Source organism: Novosphingobium sp. GW835-FHT14H07 (assembly GCF_058793515.1).
In genome coordinates this window covers 405,174-421,567 of the sequence record NZ_JBXAFX010000001.1, presented here as the reverse complement: position 1 = coordinate 421,567, position 16,394 = coordinate 405,174, and the positions used below count along the sequence as shown (strand labels likewise).

Below are 16,394 nucleotides of genomic sequence, written 5' to 3'. Positions count from 1 at the left end.
GTGACACTATCCCCAACGTCACCGCTGACACATCACCATCAATGTCGCTGACCAGTCACCGACGATGTCGCGCTACACCAAACCGTCATCCCGGGCTTGACCCGGGATCCCGCTTCCTTGGTTCACAGGAAGCGCAGAAGAAAAGTGGGGCCCCGGGTCAAGCCCGGGGCGACGGTAGGTTTGGAGAATGTCTGGTGTGTGCTCAGAACAGGTCCAACTGGCCGTTGGGGCTGGGCTTTCTGAACTGCGCGCAGTCCAGATCGATGTGGGCCCTGCCGATGCCGTGCTTGCGACAGGCGACGCGGAAGCGGGTCCGGATGAGGTCGGCCCAGATGCCATTCGGCTTCATGCGGGTGAAGAACTGCGCGTCGTTGTCCTTGCCGCCGCGAACCGACTGGACGATCCCCATGACTTTCGATGCGCGATCCGGGAAGTGCGTGTCGAGCCATTCGCGGAACAGCGGGGCGACTTCGTGTGGAAGGCGCAGCATGATCCAACTGGCCGACCGCACGCCACGGTCTGCGGCGGCCTCAAGGATGCCTTCCATGAACTGGTCGGTGATCGAAGGAATGACCGGGGCGACCGAAACATGGGTGGGGATGCCGGCGGCAACAAGCTTTCCAAGGGCTTCCAATCGCTTGGCAGGACTGCTTGCACGCGGTTCGAGAAGGCCGGACAGGCGCGGGTCGAGGCTGGTGACCGAAATGCCGACCGCGGTCAGATTGCTGCGGGCGAGTTCGGCCAGCAGGTCCAGATCATCCAGTACGCGCGCGGACTTTGTGGTGATGGTGACCGGGTGGCGCAATTCGAGGCAGAGTTCGAGAACCTGGCGGGTGATGCGGTAACGGCTTTCGATCGGCTGGTAGGGATCGGTATTTGTGCCCATGGCAATGGGAGCGGGCATGTAGCCGGGTTTGGCCAGGGTTTCACGCAGCAGCTTTGCCGCATCGGGCTTGGCAAAGAGCTTCGTTTCGAAATCGAGGCCGGGCGAGAGATCGTGCCAGGCGTGGGTGGGCCGAGCGTAGCAGTACACGCAGCCATGCTCGCACCCCCTGTAGGCGTTTACCGAACGATCAAAGGGGATGTCGGGCGAGCGGTTAAAGGTGAGGATCGAGCGGGAATGTTCTTCGGTGACCGTCGTGCGCAGCTTGGGACCGGGACCGTCGATATCCTCGCGAGCGTCGAGCCAGTCGCCGTCAACCTCGCGCGTGGCGAGGCCGAAGCGTGTCGGGACATTTGCGGATTGTGCGCCTCTGCCATGGACTGCCATGGCTGGATTGGAACATAAGTGGAACGAAAATGCAATAGCGATTGGAAAGACTTACTTTTCCAGCAGCCTCGGCATCAGTTCGACAAAGTTGCAGGGCCGGTTGCGGCTGTCGAGCTGTTCGTCGAGGATGCCGTCCCAGCCGTCCTTCACCGCGCCATTCGAGCCGGGCAGGGCGAAGATATAGGTGCCGCGCGCGACGACGGCGCAGGCGCGTGACTGAATCGTGCTGGTGCCGATGGTCTTGTAGGACAGCCAGCGGAACAGTTCGCCAAAGCCCGGGATGTCGCGCGTCTTGACGCGGTCGAGCGCTTCGGGCGTCACGTCGCGGCCGGTGAGACCGGTGCCGCCGGTGATGACGACGGCATCGACGGTGCGATCGTCGATCCAGTTGTTGAGGCGGCTGGCGATGCGGTCGGCATCGTCCTTTTCCATGGCGCGGGCAGCGAGCTTGTGGCCCTTGGCCTTGATGCGTTCGGCGAGGATATCGCCCGAGGTATCCTCGGCCGGGCCGCGAGTGTCGGAAACGGTCAGCAGGGCAATGTTGATCGGCTTGAATTCGCGCGAAGTATCAATTGCCACGCGATGCGATCCTCACATTATCTGCGCCTGAAAGGCCGGGGAACTTGGGCCACATGCCCTGGACAAGGCCCATGCGGCTTTCCGACGGGCCGCCGGCCTGCTTTTCGTACATCCAGTAATTGCGCATGACGATGGAAACGTAGCCGCGCGTTTCCCAGTAGGGGATCGATTCCATCCACAGCAGCGGATCGCTGCCGCCGCGGATTTCCGTGTTCCAGCGGCTGATCGGAAGGGGGCCGGCATTGTAGGCGGCCATGACCTTGGGCAGGAGGCCCTGCGTCGCATCGGAATCGCGCAACTGCTGGAGGTACTGCTGGCCGAAGGCAAGGTTGACGTCAGGCAGGTCGAGCTGGCGATCGCGCCCGGCCATTGCCGGCTCTACGCGGGCCATGTCCTTGGCCGTGCCGGGGCGGACCTGCATCAGACCCTTGGCCCCGGCCGGGCTGGTGACGGCCGTGCGGAAGTTCGATTCCTGCAGCGAATGGGCAAAGAGCAGCGCGGGATCGACCTTCCAGCCCGTGGCCGGCGTCCACTTCGGCGCAGGGAAGCGCGCGGATTCATCGGGACGGGCCCCTGCCGGGGCATTGTAGGCCATCCACAGCTGGGTGGAGGGGAGGCCCAGATCGCGGGCAAGGCGCGAGAGCGGGGCATATTGCCCGGGCGCGCCGATGCGGGCCTGATGGCGCAGGACTTCGTCGGCAAGGCCGTCTTCGCCGATTTCGGCAAGCTGCACGGCGGTGCGGATGTTCGGAACGTCGCGAAGCTGCTGCCAGTCATTCTGCGAGAAGTCCGGCGCCACCGGCGGCGTGCTTTCGCGCATGCCCAGCGCTTCGGACGCCATCATGCCATAGAGCGTTTCGCGGAACCGGGCAGCGTTGCGCAGAGAGGCCGACACTTTTTCCGGCTTGCGGCAGCGCAGCCAGGCGCGGCTGGCCCAGTAGTGTGCGGCGGACGCCAGTTCGTCGTTCTGGGCTGATCCTGCGGTCTTTTCAAAGGCGTCAGCGGCGGCGAGGCAGTCGCTCAGGCGCCAGCTGGCAAGGCCTGCGGTCCAGTAGGCTTCCGCGACCCACGGGCCGGTGCCTTCGGCGGCGGTGAGCGAAAGAGCGCGGGCGGTGGCGTCGTCGTTCTCGATATAGAAGGCCCAGCCGACCTTCTGCCGCCATTCGGCGCGAGCAGCGGGCGAGAGCGTGGCATCGACCCCATCGAGCAGGACGCGGGCACCGACGGGATCGTCAAACTTGATGCGGTCCTGAATCGCGGCAGCGACGCCGGCCGGCATCGTACCGTCATCGATCGGGCGCGGCTTGATGCGCTTGGAGACGGTGGGAAGGCTGACAAGACGCTGTGCCTGCGGCAGGGCGGGCATGCCGGTGGCGCCGCGCTTCAGGGCGAGGCGACCGAGCTGCTCCGCCCACGGCAAGTCCGGAGCCTTGGTCAGCACTTCAGTGATCGGGGCGAGCTCTGCCTTGGGCGAGGTTGCGGCCAGCATGTACTGGGCGCGGGCTACCGTATGCAGAGGCCCATCGGTCCGCTGGGCGAACAGCGTCTGCACCTGCGTCCAATCCTCGCGCTCGATCGCGGAGAACAGGCTCTTGTAATAGGAGCGATCGTCGGCGCTCAGCAGCGAGGGGACGGCGGTGCGATCGGCGCGGCCACGGAAATAGTCGACCGCGGCGCTGTTGGCGTGAGCCGGGACAGCCGAAAGCCCAAGCGACGAGGCCGCGAGCGCGAGCAGCGTGAACGTCTTGGCGCGAGCCAGCTTCAAATCGTTTCGGTCCCCGTCCATTCGAGCCAGCGGCTCCACAGACCTGCCTTGAGGGCAGGGCGCTGCAGCATGGCTTCGAGATCCCACGCCGGCAGCGCGGGAAGTGGTGGCCCTTCTTGATTAATTGCCCGTAAACTTTGAGCCAAATTCGGCGGGTCGTTGCCGAGAAGCGCCGAAATGCCTGATGCGCCCAGGATCAGCAGTCGTTTCGGAGCGGCAAGAGTGATGTGGTGGAGGAGAACTTCGCCGAGGCCCGACTCCTTGTGGAGGTGCCAATCGGGCATCGGCACGTGGGCTGGAAGGGCAGAGGCGATGTAGGTTCGGGACCGGTCAAGGCCGAACGCGGCCAGCATGGCATCGAGCAATCGGCCTGCACGCCCGGAGAGAAGGGTATCGCCATCGTCTGCCGAGGGCATCGGCACCAGGATCATCAGGTCCGCACCTTGCGCGCCGACCGGAGGCAGGCGATGCAACCCGGCGGGCGCGAGGGCGGGTTCGGCCAACCACCAAGGGGCGAAGGCTTCAAAGGTCTGCGGCCAATCAGCCTTGGCGCTAACCTTGGCCACCTTGGGCGAATCATCGCGCTCTGCCGTGAGTTCGCGCAGCGGCTTCATCGGGGCCGGTGGTGCAGCTTCCCTTGGCTTGCGCGCTTCGGACAGCCAGTCTTGAGGATCGTCAACGAAGGCATGGTCTACGCCCGCATCGCGCCACCAATCGAGCGCGGCCGTAACGGCATCGCGCCACTGATGATTTTCTGCGTTAGCGATATCGGGCAACCTGTCTTTCCTTCCAGTCCAATTTGCGGTCTTGACCTTGCCTGTGCCCTCTTTCAAGGCACATTCGAAATTCAATCGTGCGTTTAGCAGCAGTCGGGAGATATCGGGGCATGAGCGAACGGGAATCGATGCCGTATGACGTCGTCATCGTTGGCGGAGGGCCTGCGGGCCTGGCTGCTTCGATCCGGCTTAAGCAGGTGAACCCGGAAATTTCGGTCTGCATCCTGGAAAAGGGTTCGGAAATCGGCGCGCACATCCTTTCGGGCGCGGTGGTAGACCCGAAAGCGCTCGACGAACTGCTTCCGCAATGGCGCGAACAGGGCTGCCCGATGGCCGAAGTGCCGGTGACCGACAATTGGCACTGGGTGCTGTCGAAGAAGGGCAAGGTCTCGATCCCGCACTGGCCGATGCCGCCGTTCATGTCGAACGATGGCAATTATACCGGCAGCCTTGGCAACCTGTGCCGCTGGCTTTCGGAACAGGCGATGGAACTGGGCGTCGAGATCTTCCCCGGCTTCCCCGCGGCGGAGATCCTGTTCGACGAGAATGGCGCGGTCATGGGCGTCGCGACCGGCGACATGGGCATTGCCAAGGACGGTTCGAAGAAGCCCGATTATCAGCCGGGCATGGAACTGCACGCCAAGTACACGCTGTTTGCCGAAGGCGCGCGCGGGCACCTGACCAAGCGGCTCAAGGCGCATTTCGACCTCGAGCGCGATTGCGAGCCGCAGGTCTATGGCATCGGCATCAAGGAGCTCTGGGACATCGATCCCGAGAAGCACGTTCCGGGCCGGGTGATCCACACGCAGGGCTGGCCGCTTTCGGAATCGAATTCGTGGGGCGGCGGGTTCCTCTACCACCAGGCCAACAACCAGGTGGCATTGGGCTTCGTTACCGCGCTCGATTACGCCAATCCCTATGTCTATCCGTTCGAGGAATTCCAGCGCTGGAAGCAGCACCCGGAAATCCGCGCGATCCTGGAAGGCGGACGCCGCGTGTCTTACGGCGCGCGTGCGATCAATGAAGGCGGCTGGCAATCGGTGCCGCGCCTGTCGTTCCCGGGTGGCGCGCTGATCGGCTGCTCGGCCGGCTTCGTCAACGTGCCGCGCATCAAGGGCAGCCACACCGCGATGAAGAGCGGGATGCTGGCCGCGGAGTCCATCGCGGCGGCGATGGCAGCTGGCCGCGAGAAGGACGACATGGTCGAGTACGATGCGGCCGTGCGCGAAAGCTGGATCGCCAAGGAGTTGAAGAAGGTCCAGAACGCGCAGCCGCTGGTGGCCAAGTTCGGCGGCGAGCTGGGTACGGTGCTGGCTGGCGCGGACATGTGGCTGCGCACGATCGGCGGCTTTGGCATCTGGAAGCCGATGAAGCACCACCGCGACAGCGAGGCGACGCAGCGCGCCGACCTGTACAAGCCGATCGCGTACCCCAAGCCTGATGGCGTCATCACCTTCGACCGCCTGACCAGCGTCTCGTTCTCGTACACCAATCACGAGGAAGACCAGCCGAGCCACCTCGTGCTGAAAGACCCGACGGTGCCGACGCGGATCAACCTGCCGCTCTATGCGGGCCCCGAGCAGCGCTACTGCCCGGCGGGCGTCTATGAGTACGTCGGCGTGGAGGAAGGCAACCCGCGCCTGCAGATCAACGCCCAGAACTGCGTCCACTGCAAGACTTGCGACATCAAGGACATGACCCAGAACATCGAATGGGTCACGCCTGAGGGCGGCGGCGGGCCGAACTATCCGAATATGTGAGGTTGAGTTCCTCCCCGGCACGGGGAGGGCACACTGACTCTGGTCAGCATACATGAAGTCATGAGCTTGCGAACATCGCATCGACATTGGTAAACCGAGGCTGGAGGCGCCTGTTTATGGCCTACTCGCTGTTGGTGATGCTGTTTTCAGCTGCGCTTGCTTGGATGCTTGATTTGTATGGCAGGATGCCTTGGGGAAATGTCCGCCCTTCGAAGACTGACTTGAAGCATGTCTCGACGGCAAGCCCGGTGACCAAGCTTTCATTGAAATATCGAACCGCCTCGAGATGGGGAGGTATCGTTGGTTTCTGGTCAATTTTTATTTCAGTTTGGCTTTTTGGATCCACAATGAACGTCTGGGGGTGGTTGAGCTTGGGACTCCTCGGGGCGGTTTCCGTTGCAGAGGCGGTTTTTTCGCATTGGTGGCTTATCTCTTGCCGCACCCTTAGGCCAAAGAGATGAAAGAAACCGCTTACGCCAAGATCAACCTTGCGCTGCATGTGCGGCGGCGCAGGGAGGATGGGTATCATGAGCTTGAGACGCTGTTTGCCTTCGTGGATGCGGGGGATGTGCTGAGCGCTTCGTCTGCGCAGGCGGATTCGCTGCGCGTTGTCGGCGAGTTTGGAGGCGCTTTGGACGATCCGTTTGGCAACATCGTGGCCAAAGCCTTGCAATCCCTGCCGCATGGGCCGGGCTGGGCGGTGACGCTGGAGAAGAATCTGCCGGTGGCGGCCGGGCTGGGTGGCGGATCAGCCGATGCCGGGGCGATATTCCGGATGGTTCGGGACAGCCATGGTTTGCCGGAGGACTGGCATGCGCGGGCGGCGAAGCTGGGGGCGGACGTGCCGGCTTGCGTCGAGAGCGTGGCGTGCATCGGACGCGGAACCGGAACCGAACTGGAGCCGATTGCCAACGATCTGGCGGGGACGCCTGTGCTGCTGGTCAATCCGCGCATTCCCCTTGCCACCGCGCCGGTGTTCAAGGCCTGGGATGGCGTTGATCGCGGGCCGATGGAAGGTGACAACCTCAGGGAAATGGCGCTTGCGGGCCGCAATGATCTGGAAGCTCCGGCACTGACGCTCGTGTCAGAAATTGGCGATGTGCTGAGAGCCCTGGAACAGACGGGCGCGTGGTTGACGCGTATGTCAGGATCAGGCGCGACGTGCTTTGCGCTCTATGATAGGCCTGAGCTGCGCGATGCCGCCAAGGCGGCGATGCCGGCGGGGTGGTGGACCTTGGCGGGGGCCCTGCGATGAGCGAGGCCTTTGCCATCCTTGGTCAGCCGCGCTTCGGGGGCATTCTGGTGGTGTCGGATCATGCTTCCAACCGCGTGCCTGATAACATCGACCTTGGCATCGCTCCCGAACTGCTGAACCAGCATATCGCGGTGGACATCGGCGTAGCCGAAGTCGGCTCGTTGATGGCTCAGCGGCCCGGCATTGCGGCGTTTCAGGGCGGGGTGAGCCGTCTGGTCTGCGATTTCAACCGTGACGAGCATCTGCCGACCGTGGTGCCGATTGCCAGCGATGGCCATGCGATCCCCGGCAACGCGCTCGATCATGCAGGCCATGAGGCGCGGCTGGCGCGGTTCTTCCGGCCCTATCACGATGCGCTGGCCGACCTTCTGGCCGATGTGCCGCAAGCGCTGATCCTGTCCTTGCACAGCTTCACGCCGCAACTCGCCTCGAGCGATGAGCCTCGGCCCTGGCACGTGGGCGTGCTCTACAACGAGGATGATCGCGCAGCGCGGATCGCCATTCCAATGCTTGAGGCCGAAGGGCTCTGCGTCGGGGATCAGCTGCCCTATTCGGGCAGGCTGCTTAATGCGACAATGAACCGCCATGCCGAGGCGGATGGAAGGCCCTACCTGGGCATCGAGGTGCGGCAAGACCTGATCAGCGATGCTAAGGGCCAAGCTGAATGGGCCGAGCGGCTGGCGCGGATTGCCAATCAGGTTGCGGTCGCAATCAGTTAGGTTTTCTGCCACTTTTGGCTGACATAGTTGTAATTAATACTTTCGACAGCGGCTGATTCCGTGGGCTAGGGAACGATCCCAAGTCGCTCGTAAAAACTGATTCCCTGTCCGGAGTTCGCACAATGCCCCCCTATCGTTCACGCACCACCACCCATGGCCGCAACATGGCGGGCGCGCGCGGACTTTGGCGCGCAACGGGCATGAAGGACGAGGACTTCGGCAAACCGATCATCGCGGTGGTCAATTCGTTCACGCAGTTCGTGCCGGGCCATGTCCACCTCAAGGACCTCGGCCAGATGGTGGCGCGCGAGATCGAGGCGGCTGGCGGCGTTGCCAAGGAATTCAATACCATCGCGGTCGATGACGGGATCGCCATGGGCCACGACGGCATGCTCTATTCATTGCCGAGCCGTGACCTGATCGCCGACAGCGTGGAATACATGGTCAACGCCCATTGCGCCGACGCGATGGTCTGCATTTCCAACTGCGACAAGATCACGCCAGGCATGCTGATGGCGGCAATGCGGATCAACATTCCGGTCGTGTTCGTCTCGGGCGGGCCGATGGAAGCGGGCAAGGTAATCCTCAAGGGGAAGGAGCACGCGCTCGATCTGGTCGACGCTATGGTGGCCGCGGCCGACGACACGATGACCGACGAGGAAGTGACTGCGATCGAGCGGTCGGCCTGCCCGACCTGCGGTTCGTGCTCGGGCATGTTCACGGCCAATTCGATGAACTGCCTGACCGAGGCGCTGGGTCTTTCGCTGCCGGGCAATGGCTCGACGCTGGCTACCCACGCTGATCGCAAGCGCCTGTTCCTCGAAGCGGGGCGCCTCGCCGTGGACCTGTGCAAGCGCTACTACGAGGAGGACGATGCCAGCGTCCTGCCGCGCTCGATTGCCAGTTTCGATGCGTTCGAGAATGCGGTTTGCCTCGATATCGCGATGGGCGGTTCGACCAACACGGTGCTGCACCTGCTGGCGGCGGCGCACGAAGCGGGCGTGAACTTCACGATGTCGGACATCGATCGGCTGAGCCGTCGGGTGCCGTGCCTGTCGAAGGTCGCGCCGGCCAAGAACGACGTGCATATGGAGGACGTCCACCGGGCGGGTGGCATCTACGCCATTCTTGGAGAGCTGGATCGTGCGGGCCTGATCCACACGCACCTGCCGACCGTGCACAGCCGCACGCTGGCCGAAGCGCTGGATCGCTGGGACATCAAGCGCACCAATTCGCCAAGCGTGCAGGAATTCTTCAAGGCGGCGCCGGGCGGCGTGCCGACGCAGGTGGCGTTCTCGCAGGACCGTCGCTGGAAGGAACTGGACCTTGACCGCGAGACCGGCGTGATCCGTTCGGCCGAACACGCCTTCAGCAAGGACGGCGGGCTTGCCGTGCTCTATGGCAACATCGCGCGCGATGGCTGCATCGTGAAGACGGCGGGCGTTGACGAGAAGATCCACAAGTTCTCGGGGCCGGCCAAGGTCTATGAAAGCCAGGACGCGGCGGTGACGGCGATCCTGACCGGGCAGGTCGTGGCAGGGGACGTGGTGGTGATCCGCTATGAAGGGCCGAAGGGCGGCCCGGGCATGCAGGAAATGCTCTATCCCACCAGCTACCTCAAGTCGAAGGGGCTGGGCGCGGCGTGCGCACTGCTGACCGACGGGCGCTTTTCGGGCGGGACTTCGGGCCTTTCCATCGGCCATGCCTCGCCGGAAGCGGCCGAGGGTGGCGAGATCGGGTTGGTCCAGAACGGCGACATGATCGAGATCGACATCCCAAACCGCACCATCCATCTGGCGGTGAGCGACGAGGAATTGTCGCACCGTCGTGCGGCCCAGGACGCCAAGGGCTGGAAGCCGGCGCAGGAGCGGCCGCGCCAGATCTCGACGGCGCTCAAGGCCTATGCCGCGATGACCACCAGCGCGGCGCGCGGTGCGGTGCGCGACCTCAAGCAGCTGGGCATCGACTGATGCGCAAGGGGCTGCCAGCGCTGCTGATCTGCGGGGTGCTGGCTGCCTGCTCAAAGGCCGAGGACGCGCCGAAGGGGCGGGTGATCGATTGCGCAGTGGGCGGATCGGCGAAGTTCCTGCCGGAATGCTTTGTCGAGGACTCGCGCGTGGGTGGCAAGCGCTTCCTGACCGTGCGGCACAAGGCCGGGGGTTTTCGCCGGTTTGAGATGGTGAACGACGGGCGCGGCGTGGTATCGGCTGACGGGGCCGACGAGGCGACGGCGCAGTGGTCGTCGCAAGGCGTGCTCGAAGTTTCGGTCGCGGGAGACCGCTATCGCTTTCCGGCAAGGATGAAGGACGATGCCCCGCAGCCGTGAGCCTGTGCTTTCGCAAGTACTCACAGTGGCGCAGATGCGCGCCGCAGAGGAGGACCTGATTGCGGCGGGCTCGACTGTCGATGCGCTGATGCAACTGGCCGGGCGCGGGGCGGGCGAGTGGGTACGCCGGATCGCGGGCGGCGGTTCGGTTACCGTGCTGTGCGGGCCGGGCAACAACGGCGGCGATGGCTGGGTCATCGCCGAATACCTTCGCGAACATGGCAATGCCGTGCAGGTCGTGCAGGCGCGCGAGCCGGTGACGGATGCGGCGCGCAATGCCAAGGCCCTGTATCGCGGGGCGGTCGTTTCGGCGGGAAGTGTGACGGCGGGGGACGTGTTCGTCGACTGCCTGTTCGGAAGCGGGCTGACGCGCGCCTTGCCGGATGATCTTCTTGCCCTGCTGTGCGATTTGGCGGCGCTGCATCGCCATCGCATTGCGATTGATCTGCCGAGCGGAATCGAAAGTGACAGCGGCGCCGCGCTGAATGAGGGCTTGCCGGAGTGGTCGTTGACAGTGGCGCTGGGGGCGTGGAAGCATGCCCACTTTGCCATGCCTGCCTGTTCGAAGATGGGCGCGGTCAGGCTGGTTGATATCGGCGTGGCGGCACTGCCGGGCGCGGCGCGGGTCCTGGCGAAACCGAAGCTGGAGGCACCTGCAGCCGATGCGCACAAGTACCGGCGCGGGATGCTCGGGATCGTCGCCGGAGAGATGCCAGGCGCAGCCTTGCTGGCGGCGACGGCCGCGCTGCGGGCAGGGGCGGGATACGTGAAGCTTGCAGCGCAGGCAGCGCCCTTGGTGGTCCCGCCGGAGTTGGTGGTGACCGGCGACGCTGCGGGAATGCTGGCCGACGCGCGGACCTCGGCGCTACTGGTAGGGCCGGGTCTGGGCCGGTCTGATGAAGCGTCGCGCCTGCTCGCTGCTGCGCTCCATGCTGGCCGACCGACAGTGGTGGATGCCGATGCGCTGGTCTTGTTGCGACCGGCGATGTTGTCTGGTGCACAATGCATTCTGACCCCGCACGAGGGCGAGATGAGCGCGCTGGAGCGGGCTTTCGGGCTGTCAGGGGCTGGCTTGCGGCGAGATCGCGCGCTCGCTCTGGCTGAGGTTTCAGGCGCGGTCGTGGTGCTGAAAGGGCCGGATACGCTGATTGCCGCGCCCGGTGGCGAGACTGTTCTGGCACCGCGCGCTTCATCGTGGCTTTCGGTGGCAGGGACGGGCGACGTCCTGGCGGGAGCCATCGCCAGCCGCCTTGCCACGCATTGTCAGGACTTGGAGCAAGCCTTGCGCGCCGCCGAAGAAGGCCTATGGCTCCACGGCGAAGCGGCGCGGCTGTGCGGGCCTGCGTTCACGGCCGGAGAACTGGCCCATGCCGTGCGGGCAGCGCTGAAGGCCTGCCACGGAGGTGGCTACGAAGGAACTTCTTGAATGAGCGAGTCAGATCTGATCGTGCGTGTTGCCGCGAAGGGGGAAGGCGCAACGGCAGACGGCAGATACGCGGCGCTGGCGGCTCCCGGCGATGTGCTGCAGGCTGATGGTTCGCTGGTGCACGGTCCCAACCACGTCGATCCGCCGTGTCGGCACTTTCCCGCCTGCGGCGGTTGCCAGTTGCAGCACCTGTCCGAGAATGCGCTGGCCGAATACGTGCACGATCGCGTCGTAGGTGCGGCAAAGGGACAGGGGATCGCGGACGTGGTAGCCACGGCGGCGCACATCTCCCCGCCACGTTCGCGCAGAAGGGCGACCTTGCATGCGCAGGCGATCGGCAAGCGCGTGGTCATCGGGTTTCGCGAGCAGGGTTCGCACAAGATCGTCGACATGCGCGAGTGCCATGTTCTGGCGGCTGAACTGTTTGCACTGGTAGCCCCCTTGCGCGCCCTGCTCGAGCAATGGGGCGACCGCAAGCTGGCGGTCGATGTCGAGCTGGCGCTGGCCGATCAGGGTGTGTCCGTCGGCTTGAAGGGGCTGACTGCCGAAGGTCTGGCGAAGACCGAAGCCTTGCTCGACTTTGCGCGGGCCAACAGCCTGGCGCGGCTGACGATGGATTCTGGCTATGGCGCCGAGGGCGTGTGGGAGCCGGAGCCGGTAACGGTCACCCTTGGCGGGACGCCGGTTTCGTTGCCGCCCGGAGCTTTCCTGCAGGCGACTGCCGATGGCGAGGCAGCGCTTGTGGGTGCGGCGCGCGAATGGCTGGCCGGGGCACCCACGGTGGCGGATCTGTTTTCAGGGCTTGGCACCTTCGCCTTTGCCCTTGCGGGTCCGAAGACAAAGGTGCTGGCAGCCGAAGCGGCGCGCGATGCGCATCTTGCCTGCCAGGCGGCGGCGCGAATGAACGGTCGACCGGTCCATCCGCTGCACCGGGACCTGTTCCGCAATCCGCTGCGGGTGGAAGAACTGGATCGCTTTGCTTCAGTCGTGCTCGATCCACCACGGGCGGGCGCGCAGGAGCAGGTGGAGCAGATCGCCCTGAGCAAGGTTGCGCGCGTGGTCTATATCAGCTGCAACCCCGCGAGCTGGGCGCGGGATGCGATCAAGCTGATCGCGGGCGGTTACAGGCTGGCGGAGCTGCGGCCGGTGGGCCAGTTCCGCTGGTCGACGCACGTGGAGCTCGCCAGCCTGTTCGTCCGCGATTGAATCAGGCGGCGAAGATGATCTTCGCGGCGTGGTAGATCAGCGCCATGAGCGCGATGCTCGACAGCGAGAACAGGATGAAGCGGACCATGACCTTGTTCACGGTCGCCTGCACAAGTGAGTGGACGACGCGCAAGGCTACATAGGCCCATGCCACGGTCGCGCTGGTGCCGTTGCCGGCCCCTGCGACAGCGATGACGAGGCAGACCGCGTAGAACAGCGTCGGCGCTTCGTGCAGGTGGTTGTAGTTGTGGGCCTTCCATTGGACGCTGGCGGGAAGCAGATCGTCGAGCGTCCTGGTGGGGTCCTTGGCGAGACTGTCTGGATCGAGCTTTGCCGCATTCATGGCCGGAATGCGGGTGACGTACATCCACAGCCACATGACCATGGTCCACGCCATCAGTGCAACGGCAGGTTGCAGGATATGGGCAATCTTCATTGGCATTCTCCCCCTTTTTTATGGCTTATCCGTGGCCCATGGTCGCTCCCAGCGCGCGCAGGGCCAGCCCGATCAGGCACAGCGTTGACAAAAGGAACAGGCTGAAGCGCACAGGCACGCGGTTGACGGTTGCCTGCCAGATCGAGTGGACGATGCGCAGGACAACGTAGCCCCATGCCAGCATGACATCGAGCGAGGCCGACCCCATGATCGCAAGGATCATCACGGTGGCGTAGAACAGCGTCGGCTGTTCCATGAGGTGGCTGTAGTTGTGCGCCTTCCAGTTGATCTCGTCGGGCAGCACGCCTTCGAGGTCCTGTCCGCGCCCGCCGGGCTTGGCTTTGCCGAGGCCACCCTTTTGCTTGAGGGCTGGCAGCCGCGTTCCGGCCATCCAGAACAGCATGACAATCGACCACAGCACAAGCACCGCGGCGGGCGTGAGGATTTGCGCCTGCATTTTCAGATCTCCCCCGAGAATTGCCGGGAGAGTGCGAGGTGCGAGTTAGATTGTCAAATGCAACTTATCCGTGGTGCGCAATCACTTGGGCAAAGGCGGCCGGGTCGACGTTGCCGCCCGAGAGAAGAACGGCGGTACGGCCATCTGCGGCCACCTTGCCGGCGAGCAACGCGGCGAGGCCTGCTGCTCCGCCCGGCTCGACGACCAGCCTCAGCTTGCTGAAGGCATAGCGCTGGGCGGCGCGCACTTCCGCTTCGGTTACGCTCAAGCCCCTGAGGCCCCGCGCGGAGAGGACGGCGAAGTTGATGGGGAAGGTGGCGGGCGTCTGCAGCGCGTCGCACGCTGTGGGAGGGGCGTCGCGAGGGACGCGCTGGATCGCGCCACTGACGAGGCTCCGGGCGACATCGTCCCAGCCTTCGGGTTCGACGGGCACGATCTCGGCGTCGGGCAGGGCAAGGGCGAGACCGGCAGCAAGGCCGCCGCCGCCGCAGGGCGTGACGACGCGGGTCGGGCCACCATCGGCGAAACATTCCATCTGCGCGGCCAGTTCGATTCCGGCGCTGCCCTGACCTTCGATCACCCATGGATCGCCAAAGGCATGGACAAGCGTTGCCCCGCTTTGCGCAACAAGTGTAGCGGCCACGGCATCGCGATCCTCGCCGCCGGGCCGATCATAGAGCACGACGTCTGCGCCAAGCTCGCGCGTGGCGGCGAGTTTCACTTGCGGCGCGTCATTGGGCATCACGATCCGGGCCGCAATGCCGAGCCGGCGGGCGGCCCAGGCCACGCCTTGCGCGTGGTTGCCGCTCGATACGGCGATGACGCCGCGGCTGCGCTCGTCATCGGTCAGGTCAGACAGCCGGTGCCACGCGCCGCGAATCTTGAAGGCGCCGACGGGCTGGAGGCATTCGGCCTTGCACCACACGGTTCCGCCATTCGGCAGTTCAAGCGGAAGCAGCGGCGTTTGCGGCAGAAGCTGCGCCATCTTTTCCGCGGCGCAGATTAGGCCTGCGCGGGTGGGAGCGCGCTGATCTGACGAAGCATTCGGGTTAGGACTTGGGTTTGTCATGGCTCTACTCTAAAGGGCCTGCCCATGAATGTCCTGCGCGTTCGATCGAGAGGTCCGGAACGCGACGGGACAAATGGCATTTGGAGCAATCATGGCAAAAGTTCTCGTCATCGGCGCAGGCGGCGTCGGCTCGGTCGCGGTCCACAAGATGGCGATGAATTCCGATATCTTCACCGGCATTGCGCTGGCGAGCCGCACCAAGTCCAAGTGTGATGCCATTGCCGCTTCGGTGAAGGAGCGCACCGGCGTTACCATCGACACCTACCAGATCGACGCGGATGACGTTACCGCAACCACGGCGCTGATCAACGAGGTCAAGCCCGTCCTCGTCGTCAACCTGGCTCTGCCGTACCAGGATCTCAACATCATGGACGCCTGCCTTGCGGCCGGCGTCAACTACATGGACACCGCGAACTACGAACCGATCGACGAGGCCAAGTTCGAGTATTCGTGGCAGTGGGCCTATCAGGACAAGTTCAAGGAAGCGGGCCTGATGGCGCTGCTGGGATCGGGCTTCGATCCGGGCGTGACCAGCGTTTTCGCCACCTGGTTGAAGAAGCACAAGCTCGACACGATCCGCACGCTCGACATCCTCGATTGCAACGGCGGCGATCATGGCCAGCACTTTGCCACCAACTTCAATCCGGAAATCAACATCCGCGAAGTGACCGCGCCTGCGCGGCACTACCTCAACGGCGAGTGGGTGGAGACGCCGGCGCTGACCATCCGCCAGCAGTTCGACTTCGAGGAAGTCGGCCCGAAGAACATGTACCTGATGTACCACGAGGAACTCGAAAGCCTCGCGCATCACCTGCCCGAGATCGAGCGCATCCGCTTCTGGATGACGTTCGGCGATGCCTATATCACGCACCTGACCGTGCTGCAGAACGTGGGCATGACCCGGATCGATCCGGTGATCTACGAGGGCAAGGAAATCATCCCGCTGCAGTTCCTCAAGGCGGTTCTGCCCGAACCGGCTTCGCTCGGCCCCACGACCAAGGGCAAGACCAACATCGGCGATATCGCCACGGGCCTGAAGGATGGAGAAGAGAAGACCTTCTACATCTACAACATCTGCGACCACGAGGACGCCTATCGCGAGACCGGCAACCAGGCGGTGAGCTACACCACCGGCGTGCCCGCGATGATCGGCGCGGCGATGATGGTGCAGGGCATCTGGTCGGGCGCCGGCGTGTTCAACATGGAACAGTTCGACCCTGATCCCTACATGGACATGCTCAACAAGCACGGGCTACCGTGGCAGGTGAAGGAACTGGCGGGTCCGCTGGCGTTCTGATCTTTCTGCGTCCCCGCGAAGGTGGGGGCGTTCCACGTCTGATGCCGTTTTGG

The 16,394-nt window shown here is 64.3% G+C and carries 16 protein-coding genes; 9 read left to right on the top strand and 7 right to left on the bottom strand.

Translation table 11 applies throughout. The annotated features are described in order from the left end of the window. Nucleotides 1-202: 202 nt before the first annotated feature. Genes AC1Q5P_RS02010 through AC1Q5P_RS01995 form a run of 4 tightly spaced genes read right to left on the bottom strand, consistent with a single transcriptional unit; the run spans nucleotide 203 to nucleotide 4,390 of the window. On the bottom strand, nucleotides 203-1,270 hold the full coding sequence (locus AC1Q5P_RS02010) for a PA0069 family radical SAM protein (protein ID WP_492517990.1): 1,068 nt from the start codon (nucleotides 1,268-1,270) through the stop codon (nucleotides 203-205). A 51-nt stretch (nucleotides 1,271-1,321) separates the two neighbouring features. Beyond that, nucleotides 1,322-1,849 carry a molybdenum cofactor biosynthesis protein B gene (gene moaB / locus AC1Q5P_RS02005; protein ID WP_039332003.1) on the bottom strand — a complete coding sequence of 176 codons (528 nt, stop codon included), beginning with the start codon at nucleotides 1,847-1,849 and terminating at the stop codon, nucleotides 1,322-1,324. After that, nucleotides 1,839-3,635: a lytic transglycosylase domain-containing protein gene (locus tag AC1Q5P_RS02000; RefSeq protein WP_492517989.1), complete on the bottom strand. Its 1,797-nt coding sequence runs from the start codon at nucleotides 3,633-3,635 to the stop codon at nucleotides 1,839-1,841. Before AC1Q5P_RS02000 ends, moaB begins: the two co-directional genes overlap by 11 nt. Further along, nucleotides 3,611-4,390: a uracil-DNA glycosylase family protein gene (locus AC1Q5P_RS01995; RefSeq protein ID WP_492477900.1), complete on the bottom strand. Its 780-nt coding sequence runs from the start codon at nucleotides 4,388-4,390 to the stop codon at nucleotides 3,611-3,613. Before AC1Q5P_RS01995 ends, AC1Q5P_RS02000 begins: the two co-directional genes overlap by 25 nt. Before the next feature lie 110 nt (nucleotides 4,391-4,500). On the opposite strand from AC1Q5P_RS01995, the gene AC1Q5P_RS01990 reads away from it, so the two are divergent. The 8 genes from AC1Q5P_RS01990 to AC1Q5P_RS01955 all read left to right on the top strand — a co-directional run bounded on the left by AC1Q5P_RS01990 (nucleotide 4,501) and on the right by AC1Q5P_RS01955 (nucleotide 13,082). Then, nucleotides 4,501-6,150 carry an electron transfer flavoprotein-ubiquinone oxidoreductase gene (locus tag AC1Q5P_RS01990; protein ID WP_039332007.1) on the top strand — a complete coding sequence of 550 codons (1,650 nt, stop codon included), beginning with the start codon at nucleotides 4,501-4,503 and terminating at the stop codon, nucleotides 6,148-6,150. Between the two features lie 116 nt (nucleotides 6,151-6,266). Beyond that, complete coding sequence (locus AC1Q5P_RS01985) at nucleotides 6,267-6,611, top strand: hypothetical protein (protein WP_492517988.1); 345 nt, start codon at nucleotides 6,267-6,269, stop codon at nucleotides 6,609-6,611. After that, nucleotides 6,608-7,405, top strand: a complete 798-nt coding sequence (locus AC1Q5P_RS01980) for a 4-(cytidine 5'-diphospho)-2-C-methyl-D-erythritol kinase (protein WP_492517987.1) — start codon at nucleotides 6,608-6,610, stop codon at nucleotides 7,403-7,405. The genes AC1Q5P_RS01985 and AC1Q5P_RS01980 overlap by 4 nt, the downstream gene beginning before the upstream one ends. Next, nucleotides 7,402-8,124 (top strand): N-formylglutamate amidohydrolase, encoded by a 723-nt coding sequence (locus tag AC1Q5P_RS01975; RefSeq protein WP_492517986.1) that lies wholly within the window; start codon nucleotides 7,402-7,404, stop codon nucleotides 8,122-8,124. The genes AC1Q5P_RS01980 and AC1Q5P_RS01975 overlap by 4 nt, the downstream gene beginning before the upstream one ends. Before the next feature lie 122 nt (nucleotides 8,125-8,246). Further along, nucleotides 8,247-10,094, top strand: a complete 1,848-nt coding sequence (gene ilvD, locus AC1Q5P_RS01970; RefSeq protein ID WP_039332011.1) for a dihydroxy-acid dehydratase — start codon at nucleotides 8,247-8,249, stop codon at nucleotides 10,092-10,094. Continuing rightward, nucleotides 10,094-10,450: a hypothetical protein gene (locus tag AC1Q5P_RS01965; protein WP_492517985.1), complete on the top strand. Its 357-nt coding sequence runs from the start codon at nucleotides 10,094-10,096 to the stop codon at nucleotides 10,448-10,450. Before ilvD ends, AC1Q5P_RS01965 begins: the two co-directional genes overlap by 1 nt. Next, nucleotides 10,434-11,876: an NAD(P)H-hydrate dehydratase gene (locus AC1Q5P_RS01960; protein ID WP_492517984.1), complete on the top strand. Its 1,443-nt coding sequence runs from the start codon at nucleotides 10,434-10,436 to the stop codon at nucleotides 11,874-11,876. The genes AC1Q5P_RS01965 and AC1Q5P_RS01960 overlap by 17 nt, the downstream gene beginning before the upstream one ends. Beyond that, nucleotides 11,877-13,082, top strand: coding sequence for a class I SAM-dependent RNA methyltransferase (locus AC1Q5P_RS01955; RefSeq protein ID WP_492517983.1), 1,206 nt, complete (start codon nucleotides 11,877-11,879; stop codon nucleotides 13,080-13,082). It begins immediately after the preceding gene. 1 nt (nucleotide 13,083) lies between these two features. Here AC1Q5P_RS01955 and AC1Q5P_RS01950 read toward each other — a convergent pair whose 3' ends face one another. From AC1Q5P_RS01950 to AC1Q5P_RS01940, 3 genes are all read right to left on the bottom strand, one after another. Then, nucleotides 13,084-13,518, bottom strand: coding sequence for an MAPEG family protein (locus AC1Q5P_RS01950; RefSeq protein WP_492517982.1), 435 nt, complete (start codon nucleotides 13,516-13,518; stop codon nucleotides 13,084-13,086). A gap of 25 nt (nucleotides 13,519-13,543) precedes the next feature. Next, nucleotides 13,544-13,975, bottom strand: coding sequence for an MAPEG family protein (locus tag AC1Q5P_RS01945; protein WP_039332022.1), 432 nt, complete (start codon nucleotides 13,973-13,975; stop codon nucleotides 13,544-13,546). Between the two features lie 64 nt (nucleotides 13,976-14,039). Beyond that, complete coding sequence (locus AC1Q5P_RS01940; RefSeq protein WP_492517981.1) at nucleotides 14,040-15,044, bottom strand: threonine ammonia-lyase; 1,005 nt, start codon at nucleotides 15,042-15,044, stop codon at nucleotides 14,040-14,042. Between the two features lie 91 nt (nucleotides 15,045-15,135). Between AC1Q5P_RS01940 and AC1Q5P_RS01935 the strand changes: the two genes are divergently transcribed. Continuing rightward, nucleotides 15,136-16,341 carry a saccharopine dehydrogenase family protein gene (locus AC1Q5P_RS01935; protein ID WP_492517980.1) on the top strand — a complete coding sequence of 402 codons (1,206 nt, stop codon included), beginning with the start codon at nucleotides 15,136-15,138 and terminating at the stop codon, nucleotides 16,339-16,341. The last annotated feature ends 53 nt before the right edge of the window (nucleotides 16,342-16,394 follow it).

Excerpts from the sequence above, each read along its gene's own strand:
- AC1Q5P_RS02010 (WP_492517990.1), bottom strand. The coding sequence starts at position 1,270 with ATGGCAGTCCATGGCAGAGGCGCACAATCCGCAAATGTCCCGACACGC.
- AC1Q5P_RS02000 (WP_492517989.1), bottom strand. The coding sequence starts at position 3,635 with ATGGACGGGGACCGAAACGATTTGAAGCTGGCTCGCGCCAAGACGTTC.
- AC1Q5P_RS01990 (WP_039332007.1), top strand. The coding sequence starts at position 4,501 with ATGAGCGAACGGGAATCGATGCCGTATGACGTCGTCATCGTTGGCGGA.
- AC1Q5P_RS01985 (WP_492517988.1), top strand. The coding sequence starts at position 6,267 with ATGGCCTACTCGCTGTTGGTGATGCTGTTTTCAGCTGCGCTTGCTTGG.
- AC1Q5P_RS01980 (WP_492517987.1), top strand. The coding sequence starts at position 6,608 with ATGAAAGAAACCGCTTACGCCAAGATCAACCTTGCGCTGCATGTGCGG.
- AC1Q5P_RS01975 (WP_492517986.1), top strand. The coding sequence starts at position 7,402 with ATGAGCGAGGCCTTTGCCATCCTTGGTCAGCCGCGCTTCGGGGGCATT.
- ilvD (WP_039332011.1), top strand. The coding sequence starts at position 8,247 with ATGCCCCCCTATCGTTCACGCACCACCACCCATGGCCGCAACATGGCG.
- AC1Q5P_RS01965 (WP_492517985.1), top strand. The coding sequence starts at position 10,094 with ATGCGCAAGGGGCTGCCAGCGCTGCTGATCTGCGGGGTGCTGGCTGCC.
- AC1Q5P_RS01960 (WP_492517984.1), top strand. The coding sequence starts at position 10,434 with ATGCCCCGCAGCCGTGAGCCTGTGCTTTCGCAAGTACTCACAGTGGCG.
- AC1Q5P_RS01955 (WP_492517983.1), top strand. The coding sequence starts at position 11,877 with ATGAGCGAGTCAGATCTGATCGTGCGTGTTGCCGCGAAGGGGGAAGGC.
- AC1Q5P_RS01950 (WP_492517982.1), bottom strand. The coding sequence starts at position 13,518 with ATGAAGATTGCCCATATCCTGCAACCTGCCGTTGCACTGATGGCGTGG.
- AC1Q5P_RS01945 (WP_039332022.1), bottom strand. The coding sequence starts at position 13,975 with ATGCAGGCGCAAATCCTCACGCCCGCCGCGGTGCTTGTGCTGTGGTCG.
- AC1Q5P_RS01940 (WP_492517981.1), bottom strand. The coding sequence starts at position 15,044 with ATGACAAACCCAAGTCCTAACCCGAATGCTTCGTCAGATCAGCGCGCT.
- AC1Q5P_RS01935 (WP_492517980.1), top strand. The coding sequence starts at position 15,136 with ATGGCAAAAGTTCTCGTCATCGGCGCAGGCGGCGTCGGCTCGGTCGCG.